The sequence below is a fragment of the Microbacterium sp. genome (genome assembly GCF_046295495.1).
Classification (GTDB): domain Bacteria; phylum Actinomycetota; class Actinomycetes; order Actinomycetales; family Microbacteriaceae; genus Microbacterium.
In genome coordinates, this window is the sequence record NZ_JBKBNC010000013.1 from 12,031 (window position 1) to 29,486 (window position 17,456).

Consider the following 17,456-nt stretch of genomic DNA (forward strand, 5'->3'; position numbering starts at 1 on the left):
CGTCCGCCCGGCACGAAGTCACTCCCCCACGGCAAAGACGAAGCGGGCCGGCCGGCGTGGAAAATCGCCGGACCGGCCCGCTCGGCGTCAGCCGACCCGGGTGGGCCTCAGGAGCGGTGCGCGCGGTAGTAGTCGAGAAGCGCCCGGGTGGACGCGTCCTGAGCCGCCAGAGCCTCCTCGTCGCCCTCGATGGCGGGGGCGATCTGCAGCGCGAGCTGCTTGCCCAGCTCGACGCCCCACTGGTCGAACGAGTTGATGCCCCAGATGGTGCCCTGCGTGAACACGATGTGCTCGTACAGCGCGATGAGCTGACCCAGCACCGAGGGCGTCAGCGACGGAGCGAAGATCGACGTCGTCGGACGGTTGCCGGGGAAGGTGCGGGCGGCCACGAGCGCGCCGGTGGTCCCCTCGGCCTCGACCTCGTCGGCGGTCTTGCCGAAGGCGAGTGCCTTGGTCTGCGCCAGGAAGTTCGCCAGGAACAGCCCGTGCACGTCGCGTCCGTCGTCGGACAGCGGGTAGGCCGGGTTGACGAAGGCGATGAAGTCGGCCGGGATCAGGCGAGTTCCCTGGTGGATGAGCTGATAGAAGGCGTGCTGCCCGTTCGTGCCGGGCTCCCCCCAGAACACCTCGCCCGTGTCGGTGGTGACGGGCGAGCCGTCCCACCGCACCGACTTCCCGTTGGACTCCATGGTCAGCTGCTGCAGGTACGCGGCGAAACGGTGCAACTGCTGCGCATACGGCAGCACGGCGTGGGACTGCGCGCCGAGGAAGTTCGTGTACCAGACGTTCAGCAGCCCCATCAGCACGGGCACGTTCCGGGCGACCGGGGTGGATGCCACGTGCTCGTCGACCAGGTGGAAGCCGGCGAGCAGCTCGCGGAACGCCTCGGGGCCGAGCGTGATGGCCAGCGAGAGGCCGATCGCGGAGTCGACGGAGTACCGACCGCCGACCCAGTCCCAGAATCCGAAGGCGTTGGCGGGGTCGATGCCGAAGGCCGACACCTTGTCGAGAGCCGTCGACACCGCGACGAAGTGGTGGGCGACGGCGTCGGTGCGGGCGGCATCCGTGTCGTCGATGGCACCGGCGGTGCCGAGCTCGCTCCACAGCCAGTCGCGGGCCAGACGCGCGTTGGTGAGCGTCTCGAGCGTGGTGAAGGTCTTCGAGGCGACGACGAAGAGCGTGGTCTCGGGGTCGAGGTCGGCGGTCTTCTGCGCGATGTCGGTGGGGTCGATGTTGGAGACGAAGCGGGCGTGGATACCGGCGTCGGCGTAGGGAAGGAGCGCCTCGTAGACCATGACCGGACCGAGGTCGCTGCCGCCGATGCCGATGTTGACCACGTGCGTGACCTTCTTGCCCGTGACCCCGCGCCACTCTCCCGAGCGCACTCGCGCGGCGAAGGCGCTCAGGCGGTCGAGCACCTCGTGCACGTCGCGGTCGACGTCCTGCCCGTCGACGACGAGGGCGGGCTGCGCCCCGGCCGGACGGCGCAGTGCGGTGTGCAGCACGGCGCGGTCTTCGCTGGTGTTCAGGTGCACGCCCCGCAGCATCTCGGCGAACCGCTCGGTCACACCGGTCTCGTCGGCCAGGGCGACGAGGGCGTCGAGCACGTCGGGGGTGACGAGGTTCTTCGAGAGGTCGACGTGCAGGTCGCCCACCGAGCGGGTGAGATCGCTCGCCCGATCGGCGTCGGCGGCGAACCAGCCGCGCAGGTCGGGCTGGAAGTCGTCGCGCAGAGCGGTGAGGCGGGACCAGGCGGAGGTGGTGGTGGGGTCGATAGGCGCAGTCACGCACCCCACGCTAGCGAGACTCGGCCATCGAGGGAGGCCGGATGACGAACAGCGCGGAAAGAGCTAGGCACCGCTCAGGGCGGGCAGGGCGATCTCGCGCGTGGCATCCCACGGCTCGGTCCACCCCAGGCGGTCGAAGAGCCCGTCGAGGAGCATCGCGGTGAAGCCCCAGACCGTCTGCGGTCCGCGAGCCGTCCGGATCGCGAACGCGGGGCCCCGCCACTCGCGGCCGTCGCGACGCACGACCGTCACCCCCCGCCGCTCGGGGTCGAGGAGCTCGGCCACGGGGGCACGGAACACCTCGGCCGACTCGGCCGCGTCGACGGCGCGCACGGGGGAGGGACTGCTCCACCACCCCAGGACCGGGGTCACCTCGTGCCGCGAGAACGCGAGCGGGACGGGCTCGAGGGCGCCCAGCACCTCGACCCCGGCCGGGTCCAGACCCGTCTCCTCGCGCGCCTCGCGCAGCGCCGCGGCCACGGCATCCGCATCCCCGGGGTCCACACGACCGCCAGGGAACGCCACCTGGCCGGGATGCGCGCGCAGCGTGCTGGCTCGGGCGAGCAGCAGCACATCGAGGTCGCGCGGAACGCCGGGCGCCGCCCGATCGCTCGGGATGCCGTCGAGCACGCCGAACAGGATGAGCACCGCCGCCGCCCGCGCCTGCCCCTCGACGGGGAGGGCGCGCAGCGCCGAGAACGCATCGGCGCGCGGGTGGCGGACGAGATCTTCCAGCTGCACGCGCGGCGAGGGCATGGATCGAGGCTACGCCGAGCGGGCGGGCATAGCGCTCTCCCGGCCGCTGCCGCCGCCCGTCCGGGCGAGGTCGTCGACGCCGGGGCCCGCCGGGAGAACCCGGTCCGAGGACCGGGAGCCGTGCGGGTGCAGTCGCCCGGGCGGCATCGCGAGCCCGCCGCCCCGCTCTGCGGCCCGGGGCGACCCTCCCCGTGTGAGGATGATCCGACGGGAGGTCGAAGATGACGCAGGGACTGCACGCGGTGACGCTCGTGGTGAACATGCCGATCACGAAGATCGACGCCCTCGACGCGATCGCCTTCGCCGCCGACGGGGGCGTCGAGGATCCCGGCACGGCGCGCCCGCGCGTCTGGCTGGCCCCGCACGCGTGGGCCGAGGTGGAGATCCCGAAGTTCGCCGACCCGCCGCCCTTCGCGATCGACGTCTACTCGGACGTGGCGGGCGAGATCGCCTGGGCTCAGGCCCGCCGCCTGCACGACGCCCTGGAGCGATTCGGATGGGACGTGCGCCCGCCCCGGGCCGGCGCGCGGTGATCGCCGCGACGACTCCCCCGAGGCCGAGCGTCGCCCCGGGGCACCGCCCCGATGTGTCGACGGGTTCGCTCGCGGCGCGGCGACCGCCCGGTCCTCACATCGGCAGGTCCGCGAGCACTGCGCTGCGCTCCCACAGCTGCTTCGCCACGGCGGGGTCGTCGGCGATGCGGTTGGTCTTCGAGGGACGGTTGTTGGCGTAGAACCCGCCGGGCTCCCAGTCCACGCCGGGCTTGCCGAGCGCGAGCCAGGTCAGTCGGGCTCCGCCCACGGACGTGGAGGTCATGAGCCGCTGGGCGAGCGGCCCGCCGTAGAGGAACTTCCACGGGCCGCTGCTGGACGCCCCGAAGTTCGAGGCGATCACGCCGGGGTGGAAGGCCACCGCCGACAGCCCCTGATCGCCGAAGCGCCGGTTCAGCTCCTTCGTGAACAGCACGTTGGCGAGCTTCGCGTTGCCGTACGCCGCGGTCGAGGAGTAGCGGCGTTCGCCCTGCAGATCGTCGATGTCGAAACGCGGGAACAGTTTCGCCGCCGCGCTGGAGGTCTGGATCACCGATGCCCGGGAGGCGATGAGCCGCTCGAGCAGCAGGTTCGTCAGCAGGAACGGGGCGAGATGGTTCACCTGGAAGGTCGTCTCGAACCCGTCGGTCGTCAGCGTGCGCTCGCCGAACACACCCCCGGCGTTGTTGGCGAGCACGTCGATGCGGGGGTACGCCTCGAGCAGGGATGCCGCGAGTTCGCGCACCTGCGCCAGATCGCTGAAGTCGGCGACGAACGACTCCGCGCCCAGCGACCGCGCCACGCGCGCCGTCTTCTCGGGGTTGCGGCCGACGACCACGACCTCCTCGCCGAGCTGCGCGAGCTGTCTCGCCGACGCGGCGCCGATGCCGTCGCTGGCCCCGGTGAGAACGATGGTGCGGGTCATGTGAACCTCCTGGTCGTGTCCGGCCACGCTAACCGCGTCGCCGGGGCCGCAGGCGGGGCTTGCCCTCGGCATCCGCCCGCGCCGGGAACTCACAGCCCGCTCCCAGCCCCGCGGGACCAAATCCGGCCCGGTCGGCGTTCTCTCTCATGACGCCCGCTCCAGGGCGTCCTGACGAAGGGACACGCACCGTGAGCACGGAGTACCGGAAGACGTCGGAGGCGCTCGGCCGCCTCACCGACCGCCAGTTCGCCGTCACGCAGGACGACGCCACCGAGCCGCCGTTCCGCAACGAGTACTGGGACAACCACGAGGACGGCATCTACGTCGATGTCGTATCGGGACAGCCGCTGTTCTCCTCGACCGACAAGTTCGAGAGCGGATCGGGCTGGCCGAGCTTCACCCGGCCCATCGACGACGCGGCGGTCGTGTCCAAGACCGATCGCACGCTGTGGATGACGCGCACGGAGGTGCGCTCCTCGGGCGCCGACAGCCACCTCGGGCACGTCTTCGACGACGGCCCGCGCCAGGCCGGCGGCCTGAGATACTGCATGAACTCGGCGGCGTTGCGGTTCGTGCCCGCCGCCGACCTCGAGGCCCAGGGCTACGGCGCATACGTCTCGCTGTTCCGCGAGAGCCGCGCCTCGTGAACCTCTTCTCCCTCTTCTCCCCCCGTCCCGGCAAAAGGAGCCAGAACATGACCAGCGGACCCACCGACACCGGCGAGATCACCCGCCGCCCCGGCACCGAGACCGCCGTCCTCGCGGGCGGCTGCTTCTGGGGTGTCGAAGACCTCATCCGTCGTCAGCCCGGCGTGCTCGACACGCGCGTCGGCTACACGGGCGGGCAGAACGACCACCCCACCTACCGCAACCACCCCGGTCACGCCGAGGCCGTCGAGATCGTCTTCGACCCCACCCGCACGACCTACCGCGACATCCTGGCGTTCTTCTTCCAGATCCACGACCCGTCGACCCTGAACCGTCAGGGCAACGACATCGGCACGAGCTATCGCTCGGCCATCTTCCCGCTCTCACCCGAGCAGGAGCAGGTCGCCCGCGACACGATCGCCGACGTCGACGCATCGGGCATCTGGCCCGCCGAGGTCGTCACCACGATCGAGCCCGAGGCCCCGTTCTGGGAAGCCGAGCCCGAGCACCAGGACTACCTGATTCGCATCCCGAACGGGTACACGTGCCACTTCGTGCGCCCCGGCTGGGTGCTGCCCAAGCGCGAGGAAGCCTCCGCCTGAGAGGCCGACGCGGGCCCGGATGCCACGGCATCCGGGCCCTTCCCGTCTCCGCGTTCATCCCGGGCCGCCGACGCGCGGGGCGGCCGAACCGTCGGACGGGCGCGGGGGCAGCTCGTCCCGCGGGCGATCGTGCCGCAGCCCGCTCGGGCGCAAGCCCCGCGAGCGGTCGGCGGTCCTGCTTAGGCTCGATCACATGAGTGAGTACGACGTCGTCGTGGTGGGTGCCGGTCTCGCGGGGCTGCGCTGCGCCACGCGTCTGGCCGAGGCCGGGCTGGACGTCGTGATGCTCGAGGCGAACGAGACCGTGGGCGGGCGCGAGCGCACCGACGTGGTCGACGGCTTCCGCCTCGACCTCGGCTTCCACGTGCTGAATCCGGCGTACCCGGCCGTGCAGCGCTGGGTCGACGTCGACGCGCTCGCCCTGCGACGGTTCCCGGTGGCGGTCGGGGTGCGGCTCGACGACCGCCTGGCGCGCCTGGAGCATCCGCTGCGGCATCCGTCATCCCTCCTCACGACGCTGCGCAGCGGCCTCGTCGCCCCGGCCGACCTCGCCGCGCTCGCGCGCTGGGCGGCACCGACCCTCGTGTCGGCCCGGGCCGCCACGTCCGGCGCCGATCGCTCTCTCGAGGAGGCCTGGGACCGTGCGGGCGTGCGCGGACCGCTCCGCGAGGCGGTGCTCGAGCCCTTCCTCGCGGGAGTCCTGGCCGACGACCGGCAACAGACCTCCGACGCCTTCGTGCGCCTGCTCGTGCGCAGTTTCGCCCTCGGACGCCCGGGTGTGCCCGCCGCCGGCATCGGCGCCCTCCCCGCACAGCTCGCCGATGCCGCGCGACGGGCCGGGGCCGGCATCCGCCTGTCGCACCGGGTGGTGTCGACGCGACGGCGCGGCGCGCACTGGCATGTCGGCGTCGAAGGCGCCGGGGCGCTCTCGGCCCGCGCGGTCGTCGTCGCGACCGGCCTCGACCCCGCGCTCGATGTCCCGCTCCCCCGCCCCCGCGGCCTGCAGACGTGGTGGTTCGCGACCGAGGCGGCGCCGACCGACGACGCGGCCCTCCGCGTGGACGGACGCCGCCGGGGACCGATCGTCAACACCGCGGTCATGACGAACACCGCGCCCACCTACGCCCCGCGCGGGCAGCACCTGGTGCAGGCGACGTGCGTCCTGCCGGCCACGGCCACGGCCACCACGACCGAACACGAGGTGCGCCGACAGCTCGCCGAGGTGTGGGATGCCGACACCCGCCCCTGGCGCCTGCTGCGCCGTGACGACATCGCCGCCGCCCTGCCCGCGCAGGATCCGCCGCTGACCCCGCGCCGTCGCGTGCGCCTCGACGACGGCCGGTACGTCGCGGGCGATCATCGCGACACCGCCTCGATCCAGGGCGCGCTCGTGTCGGGCCAGCGGGCGGCGGAGGCCGTGCTGCGGGATCTCGGACGCTGAGTCGCGCACCGCCCGGGCCGCCCCGCGACGACGGACGGGTGGCATCCCGACGGCGTCCGCCATCGCGGCGTCAGCCGCACGCGGTTTCGGACGCGGAACCCGGCACGACTCGACGCGTCGCTCGGCTCGCCGGCAGGCTCAGGCCCCCGCGCGCTGCGCGAGCGCCGCCAGCGCCGGACCCGTCACGCGCCGGGTGGTCCACTCCTCCATGGCCTCGGCACCGAGAGCCCGGTAGAAACCGATCGCGGGCTCGTTCCAGTCGAGCACGGTCCACTCCAGCCGCGAGTAGTCGTTCGCCACGCACTCCGCGGCGAGCGCCGACAGCAGGGCCACGCCGTAGCCGCTCGAGCGGTGGCGCTCGTGCACGTAGAGGTCTTCGAGCCAGATGCCGTGCCGGCCGGTCCAGGTGGAGTAGGTGAGGAACCAGATCGCGATCGCGCGGATCCCCCCGTCCCCGCCCTCGACGACGAAGGCGAACGCCCGCGGGTCGTCGCCGAACAGCGTCGCGGCGATCATCTCGGCGGTGTTGTCGACCGCATCCGGCTCGCGCTCGTAGTCGGCGAGGGCCTGGATGCAGGCGAGGATGCCGTCTTCGTCGCCGGGTCGCGCCCGGCGCAGCACGGCGCCGTCACGGAGTTCGGTCATGTCTGTGCCTCCCAGCTCTCGAGCGCGACGCGGCGGAAGTTGCCGCCGAGCACCGCCGCGACGTCGGTCGTCGTCCATCCTCGCGCGCCGAGGGCCGCGCCGAGGCCGAGGAGAGTCTCCGGCGGCATCCACTCGACCGGCCCCCAGGCGGTGTAGCTCGCGTCGTACAGTTCGGGGCTGGTGGCGAGCACGTCGCGGAACGTCAGCCAGTCGAACGAGAAGTCGGTGCTGACGCCGACCCGCCGCCCGCCGCGTTGGCGTGGTTGTACGTGGGGGCGAGGGTGCGCACCCCCTGCGCGACGAGCCGGGCCACGGCATCCAGATCACCGCCGAGCGGGGCGCAGTCCTCGAGGTCGAACACCACCGCGGTGTCGCCCGCGGCGGCGATGCGGTCGACGTCGTCGACGGTCGCGGCCAGTGCCACCCCGTCGATCCGCTCGACCTGGGCGCGGAAGGAGCGGAGGAGGGATGCCGTCAGCTCCGGACCGTGCGGGGCGTACCCGACGTTGAGCGAGACGAGGCCCCCGCCGGCCGGGCGGTAGCGGCCGAGCTCGGCGAGGTCGGCGTGCTCGACGAGTTCGACGCAGGCGTGCTGGTCCCAGAGCACGGCTCAGGCTCCGACGCGGGCCGCGATAGGATCGGCTTCGACGACGGTTCGAGGCGCTCCGGCCGCGGCGTCGACCGGAGGCGCCGTCGCCGGCGCGAGGTCGGCGTCGAGGGCCTCCCGCCCGTCGAACACGAAGCAGGCGCCCTCCCAGTGCGCGCCGCCCTGGTCGGCGAACCAGCCGAGGATGCCGCCGTCGAGCTGATAGGCGTCCACCCCCTCCTCGCGCAGGTGCAGCGCCGCCTTCTCGCAGCGGATGCCCCCCGTGCAGAAGCTCACCACGGTCTTTCCGGCGAGATCGTCGCGGTGGGAGCGCGCGGCATCCGGGAACTGGGTGAACCGCTCGATCCGCCAGTCCTTCGCCCCCGCGAACGTGCCGTAGTCGACCTCGAACGCGTTGCGGGTGTCGACGAGGACGACCTCGCGCCCCCGGTCGTCGGTGCCCCGATCGAGCCACCGGCGCAGCGTCGCGGGTGAGACGGCGGGCGCCCGACCGTCCTGCGGGCGCACCTCGGGGCGGTCCATGCGGATGATCTCGCGCTTGACCTTGACCAGGAGCCTGCCGAAGGGCACGGCATCCGACCAGCTCTCCCTCGGTGCGAGCGCCGCGAACCGGGCGTCCGCGCGCAGGTCGTCGACGAAGCCGCGCACCGCGTCGGCCTCCCCCGCGAGGAACAGGTTGACGCCCTCTTCGGCGAGCAGGATGGTGCCGCGCAGCCCTGCCGCCGCGGCCCGCTCGCGCAGCACGACCCGCAGTGACGCAGGGTCGTCGATGCTCGTGAAGAGGTACGCCGAGACGTTGAGGACGGATGCCATGTCTCCAGCGTACGAAAGCGTCAAGCCTCGAAGCGCCGCGGGTGCCATCGCCTAGCGTGGAGAACCACCCGTCGTCTGGAGCTCGTCGTGCCCGAAGGCCCCCCTGTGCCCGTTGCCCCCGCATCAGGTCCCGCCCCATCGGGTTCCGCCCCATCGGGTTCCGCCTTCCCGGCTCCCGCCCCCGGGACGCCCGGTGCCGCGGCGCCGACGGTGTCGGTGGTCGTCCCGGTGCGCGACGACGGTCCGCACCTCTGGCGGTGCCTGCGCGCCCTCGCCGCGCAGACCGTGCCGCCCGACGAGGTCGTCGTCGTCGACAACGGCTCCACCGACGACAGCGCCGACATCGCGCGCGCGGCGGGAGCGCGGGTCGTGTTCTGCGGCGAGCGCGGCATCCCGGCGGCCGCCTCCACGGGGTACGACGCGGCGCGCGGCGATCTGGTGCTGCGCCTCGACGCCGACAGCCTCCCGGCCCCCACGTGGGTCGCGAGCATGGTCGCGGCCCTGGCCGATCCCGACGTGGATGCCGTGACCGGCGGCGCCGTGTTCCACGACGGCCCCGTCGTGCAACGCGTGATGATGGCCCGGGTCTTCCTGGGCACGTACGCCGCCTTCGCGGCGCCCGCCCTCGGGCACACGCCGCTGTGGGGATCGAACATGGCCTTCCGCCGTCGCGCCTGGGAGGCCGTGCGCGACGACGTGCATCTCGACCCGGAACTGCACGACGACCTCGATCTGGCCTACCACCTCGGCGAGCGCCATCGCATCCGTTTCGTCCCGGGCCGCCACATGAGGGTCTCCTCCCGCACGGTGCAGCCGGGGCGGTTCGCCCGGTGCTTCCGTCGCGGGGCGGGGACGGTGTTCGCGCACTGGCCCGCTGACATCCCGCCCGCGCGCTGGGTTCGGCTCGCGCGCCTGCGCGCCGGGCAGGCAGGCGCACCGTCGATGCGCGGGGGGCGAGGCGCGAGCGCCGGCGCGGTCGGCGGCGGGGGCCGGGCCGGGGCGATGCGCTGATGGCCGGCATCCTCTTCCCGAACGTCCGAGAACCCGAACTGCACGTGATGAGCTTCAACGTGCGGCGCCGGTTCGACCGACTCACCTGGCCGCCGGCGGACCGCTGGCCGATGCGCAAGCAGCGCCTGCGCACCTTCCTCGGTGCGAATCGTCCCCATGTGCTGGGCTCGCAGGAGGGGCTGCCCGACCAGGCGCGCTGGGTGCAGGAGTCGCTCGGCTCGTCGTACGGGTGGGTCGGCCTCGGCCGCGGACGCGACCGCGACGGCGAGGGCACGCCGTTGTTCTACGACCGCGACCGCATCGAGGTCGAGGACTGGCACCAGGTCGCCCTCTCCGACACCCCCGACGCCCCCGGGTCGACCGGCTGGGGCAACACCATCCCGCGCATCGCCGTGATCGCGCAGCTGCGCGACCTCGCGACCGACGCGCGGTTCACCTTCGTCAACACGCACTTCGACGCCTTCTCGCGCCGGGCGCGCCGGCGGTCGGCGACCTGGCTGCACGATCTCGTCGCCGCGCGCCAGCGCCCCCTGCTGTTCACGGCCGACGTGAACGCGCACGTACGCTCGGCCGAGCTGTCCGGCATGTTCGCGGACGGGCTGCTCGTCGACACCTGGTCGTACGCCCCCGCCCGACGCACCGCCGAGTGGGGCACCTTCAATGATTACGGGCGCCCCAAGCTCGGCGCCCGGCGCATCGACGCGATCCTCGCGACACCCGACGTGGGCGTCCGCGCCGTCGGGATCGACCCCCGCCCCACGGGGACGCAGTGGCCGAGCGACCACCTCCCGGTGCAGGCCGTCGTGCACGTCCACGCGCGGGACGGAGCGTGAGGGTCGCGCGGCGGGTCGCCCCCGCCCGTTCCTCCCGCCGGGCCGAGCCCCGATGGACGCCGAAAGGATGCCGATGATCCCCGCGATGTACGCGAATCTCAAGCGCCCCCCGCGCACCGTCACCGATTGGCTCGCGGATGCCGTGCGGGCGGTCGCGATCGTGATCGTGATCGTCTCGTTGTTCACCCTGCCGTTCACCGACTTCGCCGTGCTGTCGATGTCGCTTCCCCCGGTGATGCTCTCGCGCATGATCGGTTTGCGCTCCGGCCTCGACCTCATCACGTGCGTGACCGTGTTCGTCGCTGCCGGAAGCAACGTGCTCGAGCTGTACCGCGCCTGGACCGGATGGGACCTCGTCGTGCACCTCGTGTGCACGGGCGTGCTGGCCGCCGTGGCCCTCGTCCTGCTCGACGACGGCGGGGTGATCGCCCCGACCGGACGCCGACGCACACCCATCGTGGTCTCCACCCTCGCGGGCCTCGCGCTCAGCGCGGTGTGGGAGATGGTCGAGTGGTTCGGCTATCGCTTCATCACCGACGCCATCTTCGTCACCTACGACGACACCATCGGCGACATGATGGCCGGTGGCGTGGGTGCGCTGATCGCGGGTGTGCTGGCCTCCCGCCTGTCGCTCACGCGGCGCGATCGCGCGCCGCTGTAGCCGTCGGGACGACGGCGGACCGGCGCGACGGCGGGCAGACGCGCGACGGCGCGGTGGCGCAGTGGCGCCATGACCGCTTAATGACGGCGCAGAAGCGTCACGGCGCACGGCCGCGACGGGCGCTGGGGCCCGGCCCGAACGGAACCGGGGCGTGCCACGCGAGGGACGCGCCGGTTCCGTCGACTCCGGTCCTGAGCGAGCCGGTCCTGTGCGCGCCGGCCCCGTATGCGCCGGTCCCGTGCGCGCCGGCCCGCGCGCCCCGGTCCGGTGCGCCGGTCCCGCCGGGCTCCGATCCGGCGGGGCGCTCAGATTCTGCCGGCGACGTCCGTTCCGACCATGTCGCCGTCGGGGTTGGGCTCGCTGAGCTGCTCGCCCGGGGCGATAGAGCCCTCGAGCGGGGGCAGGGCGGCCTCGAGGCGCGCGCCGATCCCGGCATCCACGTTCTTCCAGTACTGCACGGCGCGCTCGCGCACGTCGGCGCGCTTCACGCCGCCCACGTGCCCGGTGATGGTCTCGACGAGGCGGTCGCGCTCCTCGCTCGACATGACCTCGCGCACGAGCGTCCCCGCCTGGCCCCAGTCGTCGTCTTCGGCGTGCAGCGTGGCCGCCGAGCGCACGAGCTCGCCGTCGCTCTGCCAGCCGCCGTCTCCCGCGCGGCGCGGATCGGCCGCGGGGCCGCCCGCCGAGTTGGGGGCGTACACCGGCACCTCGGGCGGGTTGTACTCGTAGCGCATCGCGCCTTCCTTCGAGTACGAGTGCACCTCGGTGTGCGGACGGTTCACCGGCAGCTGCTGGTAGTTCGTACCCACGCGGTAGCGGTGCGCGTCGGCGTAGCTGAAGATGCGCGCCTGCAGCATCTTGTCGGGGCTGCCGTCGATGCCCGGAACGAAGTTCGAGGGCTCGAAGGCGGCCTGCTCGATCTCGGCGAAGTAGTTGCCGGGGTTGCGGTTCAGCTCCATCGTGCCGACCTCGATCTCGGGGTAGTCGCTGTGCGGCCACACCTTCGTCAGGTCGAACGGGTTGAAGCGGTAGGTCTTGGCATCCTCGTACGGCATGATCTGCACCTTGAGCGTCCAGGTGGGGAACTCACGGCGCTCGATCGCGGCGTACAGGTCGCGGATGTGGAAGTCGGCGTCCTGACCGGCGATCTGGTCGGCCTCGTCTTGCGTGAGGGTCTTGTGGCCGAGGTCGGTGTGGAAGTGGTACTTGACCCAGAACCGCTCCCCCTCGGCGTTGATCCACTGGTAGGTATGGGAGCCGTAGCCGTTCATGTGACGCCACGACGCCGGGATGCCGCGGTCGCCCATGAGCCAGGTGACCTGGTGCGCACTCTCGGGCGAGAGGGTCCAGAAGTCCCACTGCATCGTGTTGTCGCGCAGGTGGCTGCCGGGGAGGCGCTTCTGCGAGCGGATGAAGTCGGGGAACTTGATGCCGTCCTTCACGAAGAAGACCGGGGTGTTGTTGCCGACGAGGTCGTAGTTGCCCTCGGTCGTGTAGAACTTCAGCGAGAAGCCGCGCGGGTCGCGCCACGTGTCGGGGCTCCCCTGCTCGCCGGCGACCGACGAGAAGCGCGCGAGCATCTCGGTCTCCACTCCCGGCTGGAAGAGCGCCGCGCGGGTGTAGGCCGACACGTCGCCCGTGGTGCGGAACGTGCCGAACGCCCCGCCGCCCTTGGCGTGTACGACGCGCTCGGGGACGCGCTCGCGGTTGAACTGCGCGAGCTTCTCGATCAGATAGTGGTCGGTGAGAGCGATCGAGCCGTCGGCTCCGACGCTCTGGGAGTGTTCGTCGCTCGCGATCGGGGCGCCGTTATTGGCGGTGGTCGGGCTGTCGGCGGTGGTCGGCTCGGTCATGGCTCTCCTCACGTCATGGGCCGGGAAACGAAAGACCCGCTTCGACGATAAGCAGGCCCTCCGACATCGCGGAGGCATTGCGGATCGGGCGGGGAGCACGTACGGTCCCGAGCCCTGTCAATCCCCCGCGGGCCCGCGACGCCGATCGCGAGCATGGGCCCACACCAACGGAAGGAACCCCCATGTCGAAAGATCTGTCGAAAGGCGACCGCGTCAGCTGGGACACCCCGCAGGGCCGCACGCAGGGTGAGGTCGTGGAGAAGAAGACGAAGGACTTCCACCACGACGGGCAGAAGTTCACGGCGTCCGACGACGAGCCGGCGTACATCGTGAAGTCGGAGAAGTCGGGCTCCGAGGCCGCGCACAAGGGATCGGCGCTGAACAAGCTCAAGAGCTGACCCCCGGGCAGCGGGCCGGACTCCGGAGACTCGGGACCTCGCGCGCGGCTCGCCGACGGCGACGCCCGCCGCGACACCGTTTCTCCGGAGCCCGGCCCCGGCCCCACCCGGCACGGGCGCCCCGCCCGGCGCCGATCGGCTCAGTCCGCTGCCGCCTCCTCCTGCCGCGCGTCGCGGCGCTTGCGCATCTGCGCGAGCGCGAGGCTGAGGCGGTGGTTGCCCACCAGCACGTCCTCGTGGCGCTCGAGGAACGCCCAGTACGCCTCGGTGAACACGGAGTCCTTGGCGTCCTGAGCCGACGGCCACCACGAGCCCATCTTCTGCAGGTAGGCCCCGCCCGAGACGTAGGGCTTGGTGGCCACGAAACCGCCGTCGGCGAACTGGCTCATGCCCATCACGTTGGGGACCATGACCCAGTCGTAGGCGTCGACGAAGAGGGCGAGGAACCAGGCGTTCACCTCGCGGGGCGCATACCCCTGCAGCAGGAACCAGTTGCCCAGCACCATCAGCCGTTCGATGTGGTGCGCGTAACCCCACCGGTGCACCCGCTCGAGCACCGTGCGCACGGGCAGGGGCAGGTCGTTCGGCATGCGCTCCCCCGTCGACCAGTACTTCTCGATGCGCTTCTCCAGGTGCAGCGCGTTGACGTGCTCGAGCTTCGGGTGCGCGCGGTACATGCCGCGCATGTACTCCCGCCAGCCGATCACCTGCCGGATGAACCCCTCCACGGATGCCAGGGGGGCGTCGGTCCGGGTGGCGGCGGCGACCACGTCGTGCACCGTGAGGAGTCCGATGTTCAGCATCGGCGAGATGACGGCGTGGAAGAGGAAGGGTTCGTCGGCCTTCATGGCGTCCTCGTAACGCCCGAAGTCGTGCAGACGCTCCGCGACGAACACGTCGAGCCAGTCGCGCGCCGCATCGGGCGTGACCGGGAGCCAGAAGTCCGCGGCGCTGCCCGGGTGCGCGGGGTAGCGCTCGTCGACCTCGGCAATCACCGCGGTCGTGATGTCGTCGTGCGCCGGCGGCGGCAACGCCGGGATCTCCACGCCCTTCTTCGGGAGCGACTTGCGGTTGTCGGCATCGAAATTCCAGCGGCGACCCGCGGGCTTGCCGCCGTCCATCAGGATGCCGGTGCGCCGGCGCTGCCAGTGGTAGAAATCCTCCATGAGGGGCGTCGGGTGATCGGCAAACCATTCGTCGACATCGGCGGCGGGGGTGAGGAAGAGGGCGTCCTCGGTGATGTCGGTCTCGACGCCGTGGTCGGCGCAGATCGCCTCGATGCGTTCGTCGACCGGGCGGTTGGGGTCGCTCATCCATGTCAGCTCGCTCACCCGGTGCGCCTCGAGCAGGCGCGACAGCGCGGCCTTGAACGTCAGGTCGTCATCGAGCGTCACCCGGCGCACCGTGCGCCCCTCCGCCTCGAGGCGCGCGGCCGTGTGGCGCATCGCCGACACGAGCAGCACGATCTTGTGTCGGTGGTAGGGCAGCTTCGCGAACCGCGGCGCCGACTCGATGAAGAAGAACTCCTCGACCTCGTCGTCGGCGTAGGCGGGGTGCGCGGCGAACTGCTGCGTCGCGAGGATCAGCGCCGCCTTCACCAGCGGCATCCCGTCTCAGCGTGCACGGCGCGGTGCACGGCAGCGTGCACGGCAGCGTGCACGGCGCGGTGCGCGGCGACCGAGCGGCTCATGCGTGCCGCCTCTGCACGGCCGCCTTCGCGCGGCATCCGCGCGAGCAGTACAGCACCTGGTCCCACTGGTCGCGTCCACTCCAGCGCTTGCGGTCGGTGAAGGGCCGCCCGCAGAACGCGCACGGTTTGGAACGCACTTCCGGTCTCGACATGACGTCATCGTCGCAAAACGCGACGCCCGCTCCCGGGGGCTTGCGCGGCCGGCAGGCGCGGGGCGTGCGCCCGCCGTCGGGCACGCACGGCCGGTCGCATCACGCAAGGCCCGCGCGCGTGAGGCCCGGGCCGTGGTCGGGTGGGGTCATGGAATCGACACCCGACCGCACCAACGACACCGCCGACCAGCCCGACGAGCTCGAGACCGCCGACGCGCCGCAGCTGCCCGCGACGACCGACGGCGAGGACGCCCCCGTGGACAACCCCGCCGGCTGAGCAGCCGGCACCGGGCGGGCCCGCGGGCCCGCCCGGCCGCCCCAATTACTCAGGCAGGTCGAACTTCTCGTTCTCGCCCCCGCGCGGGCGCTCGCCGGTGACCTTCGAGGTCACCAGCGCCACGGCGGTCGCGATGCGCCCACCGGCGCTGCCCCAGTACTCCCCGCTCAGCGCCGACACCTTCAGCAGCGTGACACCCGGCGACTCCGGGCCATCGGGGAACCACGCCTCTACGCTCGTGGACCACAGATCCTTGAGTTTGGCGAGGTCGTCCACCACCTCGGCCTCGCCCGCGAGCGAGAGCCAGGTGCCGTCGGTGCTGAACGACAGCCCGACCTTCGGGTCGCGTGAGACGTGCTCGACCGCCGACGCGTGGGTTCCCACGATGAACCACAGATCCCCGTCGGACTCGTTCTCCTGCACGGTGAGCGGGTGCGCGTGCAGGGCGCCGTCCTCGGCGCGCGTGGTGACCATCGCGAAACGGAACTTCTTCAACAGCTCGTTGAGCTTCTCCAGCTCGGGCTCGGTGGACGACATGTCACTCCTTCGTTCGGAAGACTCCAGCCCACCGCGTCCCCTCCCGGCGCGCTACGTGTTGACGCCGGCCCCGCCGTCTGCTCCGTCGTGCGGGGTCCCACCGCCCGCGCCGTTCGACGGGCGCGCGTCGGCGCCGGGTCCGGGCTTCGCCGGTGGGGCGAGACGGTCGAGTTCGGCCAGGGCCTCGAGCGCGTGCGACACCCGTGCGGGCACCGCCTCGTCCCACCAGCGCGGCCCGCGCTCGCCGAGTCCGGTCTTGGCCAGGCCCACGCGCCGTCGGGCGGCGGCGGTCGCGTCGTCGTCCCCGGCGCGCTTCGTCGTGCGCACCGCGGACCGCGCCCGCCCGAGGTGCGAGCGCAGGCGTGCGGCCACGTCGTCGGGGAGCGCCGGGTCGGTGCGCCGCCAGCGTCTGCCGTCGATGACGAGCCACCGCTCCTCGTCACTCGAGACCGCGGCGGCGTCGAGCGACGGCTCGGGGTGCGCGCCGTCGCCTGTCTGACGTGTGCGGCCGGGGGGATCGTCGTCACCGGATGCCATGGCCCCAGTGCACCGCACGAGCGGCGCCGTCGAAATCACCCCGCCGCCCGGCGACGATCCGTGCTAACGTGGAGCTATTCGTTCTGGGACTTGCTTCATCGACGCCCGCCTCATCGCTGAGATGCCGGGCGCACGGCGCCGAGCCGTTTCCTACAGCGTTCCCTCCCTCAATCATCGCGTGCTCCGCTCGACGGCTCCGGCCCTCGCGTCGCACTCGCGGAAAGTTTCTGTGTCTCTGCTTCACCCCTCGCCACTGTCGTGGCGCCAGGCCGATCTCGACGTGTACGTCGCGACGGCCGGATCCGACTACGCCGGTTTCGTCGGCGCGGCCACCCTGGGCTACGAAGCCCACGGTCCGCTCGGCGAGAACCTCGGCGTCCACACGTCCGTCGACGCGGCTCAGGCCGCCGTCGACGGGCATCGCGTCCGCGGCACCGATTCGGTACCGCGGCGTCCCCGTCCGCTCCGCACGCGTCGGAGCGGCGCCCACGGCCGCATCTGCGGCCCAACATGAATAAAGGAAGAACACGATGGCCACTGGCACCGTGAAATGGTTCAACTCCGAAAAGGGCTACGGCTTCATCGCTCCCGATGACGGCTCGGCCGATCTCTTCGCGCACTTCAGCGCGATCCAGGGCAACGGCTTCAAGGAGCTGGCAGAGGCCCAGAAGGTCGAATTTGACGCCGAGCAGGGCCCCAAGGGCATGCAGGCGGCGAACATCCGCCCCCTCTGAGCATCGCTCCCCCGCGGAAG

The 17,456-nt window shown here is 72.1% G+C and carries 22 protein-coding genes and 1 pseudogene; 11 read left to right on the forward strand and 12 right to left on the reverse strand.

The genetic code is table 11. The features are described from left to right. Positions 1–107 precede the first annotated feature (107 nt). Both pgi and ACK4LS_RS07030 read right to left on the reverse strand, forming a co-directional pair. The gene (pgi, locus tag ACK4LS_RS07025; protein ID WP_409715236.1) at positions 108–1,787 is read right to left on the reverse strand and encodes a glucose-6-phosphate isomerase; all 1,680 of its coding nucleotides are present in this window, start codon (positions 1,785–1,787) and stop codon (positions 108–110) included. 63 nt (positions 1,788–1,850) lie between these two features. Beyond that, a complete protein-coding gene (locus ACK4LS_RS07030) occupies positions 1,851–2,543 on the reverse strand; it encodes an NUDIX hydrolase (protein WP_409715239.1) in 693 nt (230 codons plus the stop codon). A gap of 221 nt (positions 2,544–2,764) precedes the next feature. Between ACK4LS_RS07030 and ACK4LS_RS07035 the strand changes: the two genes are divergently transcribed. Continuing rightward, positions 2,765–3,076 (forward strand): hypothetical protein, encoded by a 312-nt coding sequence (locus ACK4LS_RS07035; RefSeq protein WP_409715242.1) that lies wholly within the window; start codon positions 2,765–2,767, stop codon positions 3,074–3,076. A 94-nt stretch (positions 3,077–3,170) separates the two neighbouring features. On the opposite strand, the gene ACK4LS_RS07040 is transcribed toward ACK4LS_RS07035, so the two are convergent. Beyond that, positions 3,171–3,998, reverse strand: a complete 828-nt coding sequence (locus tag ACK4LS_RS07040) for an SDR family NAD(P)-dependent oxidoreductase (RefSeq protein WP_409715245.1) — start codon at positions 3,996–3,998, stop codon at positions 3,171–3,173. 188 nt (positions 3,999–4,186) lie between these two features. On the opposite strand from ACK4LS_RS07040, the gene msrB reads away from it, so the two are divergent. The 3 genes from msrB to ACK4LS_RS07055 all read left to right on the forward strand — a co-directional run bounded on the left by msrB (position 4,187) and on the right by ACK4LS_RS07055 (position 6,688). Then, positions 4,187–4,645, forward strand: coding sequence for a peptide-methionine (R)-S-oxide reductase MsrB (gene msrB, locus ACK4LS_RS07045; RefSeq protein WP_409715248.1), 459 nt, complete (start codon positions 4,187–4,189; stop codon positions 4,643–4,645). A 47-nt stretch (positions 4,646–4,692) separates the two neighbouring features. Then, positions 4,693–5,247, forward strand: coding sequence for a peptide-methionine (S)-S-oxide reductase MsrA (msrA, locus tag ACK4LS_RS07050; protein ID WP_409715251.1), 555 nt, complete (start codon positions 4,693–4,695; stop codon positions 5,245–5,247). A gap of 193 nt (positions 5,248–5,440) precedes the next feature. Next, positions 5,441–6,688: an FAD-dependent oxidoreductase gene (locus ACK4LS_RS07055; RefSeq protein ID WP_409715254.1), complete on the forward strand. Its 1,248-nt coding sequence runs from the start codon at positions 5,441–5,443 to the stop codon at positions 6,686–6,688. Between the two features lie 138 nt (positions 6,689–6,826). Here ACK4LS_RS07055 and ACK4LS_RS07060 read toward each other — a convergent pair whose 3' ends face one another. Genes ACK4LS_RS07060 through ACK4LS_RS07075 form a run of 4 tightly spaced genes read right to left on the reverse strand, consistent with a single transcriptional unit; the run spans position 6,827 to position 8,753 of the window. Next, on the reverse strand, positions 6,827–7,333 hold the full coding sequence (locus ACK4LS_RS07060) for an N-acetyltransferase family protein (RefSeq protein WP_409715256.1): 507 nt from the start codon (positions 7,331–7,333) through the stop codon (positions 6,827–6,829). Next, on the reverse strand, positions 7,330–7,524 hold the full coding sequence (locus tag ACK4LS_RS07065; protein WP_409715259.1) for a hypothetical protein: 195 nt from the start codon (positions 7,522–7,524) through the stop codon (positions 7,330–7,332). Before ACK4LS_RS07065 ends, ACK4LS_RS07060 begins: the two co-directional genes overlap by 4 nt. An 11-nt stretch (positions 7,525–7,535) precedes the next feature. Continuing rightward, positions 7,536–7,940 carry a membrane dipeptidase gene (locus ACK4LS_RS07070; protein ID WP_409715262.1) on the reverse strand — a complete coding sequence of 135 codons (405 nt, stop codon included), beginning with the start codon at positions 7,938–7,940 and terminating at the stop codon, positions 7,536–7,538. A 3-nt stretch (positions 7,941–7,943) separates the two neighbouring features. After that, on the reverse strand, positions 7,944–8,753 hold the full coding sequence (locus ACK4LS_RS07075; protein WP_409715265.1) for a sulfurtransferase: 810 nt from the start codon (positions 8,751–8,753) through the stop codon (positions 7,944–7,946). A 210-nt stretch (positions 8,754–8,963) separates the two neighbouring features. On the opposite strand from ACK4LS_RS07075, the gene ACK4LS_RS07080 reads away from it, so the two are divergent. From ACK4LS_RS07080 to ACK4LS_RS07090, 3 genes are all read left to right on the forward strand, one after another. After that, on the forward strand, positions 8,964–9,764 hold the full coding sequence (locus tag ACK4LS_RS07080) for a glycosyltransferase family 2 protein (RefSeq protein ID WP_409715268.1): 801 nt from the start codon (positions 8,964–8,966) through the stop codon (positions 9,762–9,764). Next, complete coding sequence (locus ACK4LS_RS07085) at positions 9,764–10,597, forward strand: endonuclease/exonuclease/phosphatase family protein (RefSeq protein ID WP_409715271.1); 834 nt, start codon at positions 9,764–9,766, stop codon at positions 10,595–10,597. The genes ACK4LS_RS07080 and ACK4LS_RS07085 overlap by 1 nt, the downstream gene beginning before the upstream one ends. Positions 10,598–10,670: 73 nt before the next feature. After that, positions 10,671–11,258 (forward strand): hypothetical protein, encoded by a 588-nt coding sequence (locus ACK4LS_RS07090; RefSeq protein ID WP_409715273.1) that lies wholly within the window; start codon positions 10,671–10,673, stop codon positions 11,256–11,258. 305 nt (positions 11,259–11,563) lie between these two features. On the opposite strand, the gene ACK4LS_RS07095 is transcribed toward ACK4LS_RS07090, so the two are convergent. After that, positions 11,564–13,111 (reverse strand): catalase, encoded by a 1,548-nt coding sequence (locus ACK4LS_RS07095; protein WP_409715276.1) that lies wholly within the window; start codon positions 13,109–13,111, stop codon positions 11,564–11,566. A gap of 182 nt (positions 13,112–13,293) precedes the next feature. On the opposite strand from ACK4LS_RS07095, the gene ACK4LS_RS07100 reads away from it, so the two are divergent. Continuing rightward, positions 13,294–13,509, forward strand: coding sequence for a DUF2945 domain-containing protein (locus tag ACK4LS_RS07100; RefSeq protein ID WP_409715278.1), 216 nt, complete (start codon positions 13,294–13,296; stop codon positions 13,507–13,509). Positions 13,510–13,649: 140 nt separating this feature from the next. Here ACK4LS_RS07100 and ACK4LS_RS07105 read toward each other — a convergent pair whose 3' ends face one another. Then, positions 13,650–15,116 (reverse strand): cryptochrome/photolyase family protein, encoded by a 1,467-nt coding sequence (locus tag ACK4LS_RS07105; protein WP_409715281.1) that lies wholly within the window; start codon positions 15,114–15,116, stop codon positions 13,650–13,652. A gap of 79 nt (positions 15,117–15,195) precedes the next feature. Continuing rightward, entirely contained in the window at positions 15,196–15,351 is a 156-nt protein-coding gene (locus tag ACK4LS_RS07110) for a DUF2256 domain-containing protein (protein WP_409715284.1), read from the reverse strand. Between the two features lie 148 nt (positions 15,352–15,499). On the opposite strand from ACK4LS_RS07110, the gene ACK4LS_RS07115 reads away from it, so the two are divergent. Further along, positions 15,500–15,628, forward strand: coding sequence for a hypothetical protein (locus ACK4LS_RS07115; protein WP_409715287.1), 129 nt, complete (start codon positions 15,500–15,502; stop codon positions 15,626–15,628). A 45-nt stretch (positions 15,629–15,673) separates the two neighbouring features. Here ACK4LS_RS07115 and ACK4LS_RS07120 read toward each other — a convergent pair whose 3' ends face one another. Both ACK4LS_RS07120 and ACK4LS_RS07125 read right to left on the reverse strand, forming a co-directional pair. After that, complete coding sequence (locus tag ACK4LS_RS07120) at positions 15,674–16,165, reverse strand: pyridoxamine 5'-phosphate oxidase family protein (RefSeq protein ID WP_409715290.1); 492 nt, start codon at positions 16,163–16,165, stop codon at positions 15,674–15,676. A 159-nt stretch (positions 16,166–16,324) separates the two neighbouring features. Then, positions 16,325–16,702: pseudogene (locus tag ACK4LS_RS07125) on the reverse strand (hypothetical protein); the annotation flags it as partial. A gap of 229 nt (positions 16,703–16,931) precedes the next feature. On the opposite strand from ACK4LS_RS07125, the gene ACK4LS_RS07130 reads away from it, so the two are divergent. After that, complete coding sequence (locus ACK4LS_RS07130) at positions 16,932–17,216, forward strand: hypothetical protein (protein WP_409715293.1); 285 nt, start codon at positions 16,932–16,934, stop codon at positions 17,214–17,216. 16 nt (positions 17,217–17,232) lie between these two features. Then, positions 17,233–17,436: a cold-shock protein gene (locus tag ACK4LS_RS07135; protein WP_094733682.1), complete on the forward strand. Its 204-nt coding sequence runs from the start codon at positions 17,233–17,235 to the stop codon at positions 17,434–17,436. Positions 17,437–17,456 lie beyond the last annotated feature (20 nt).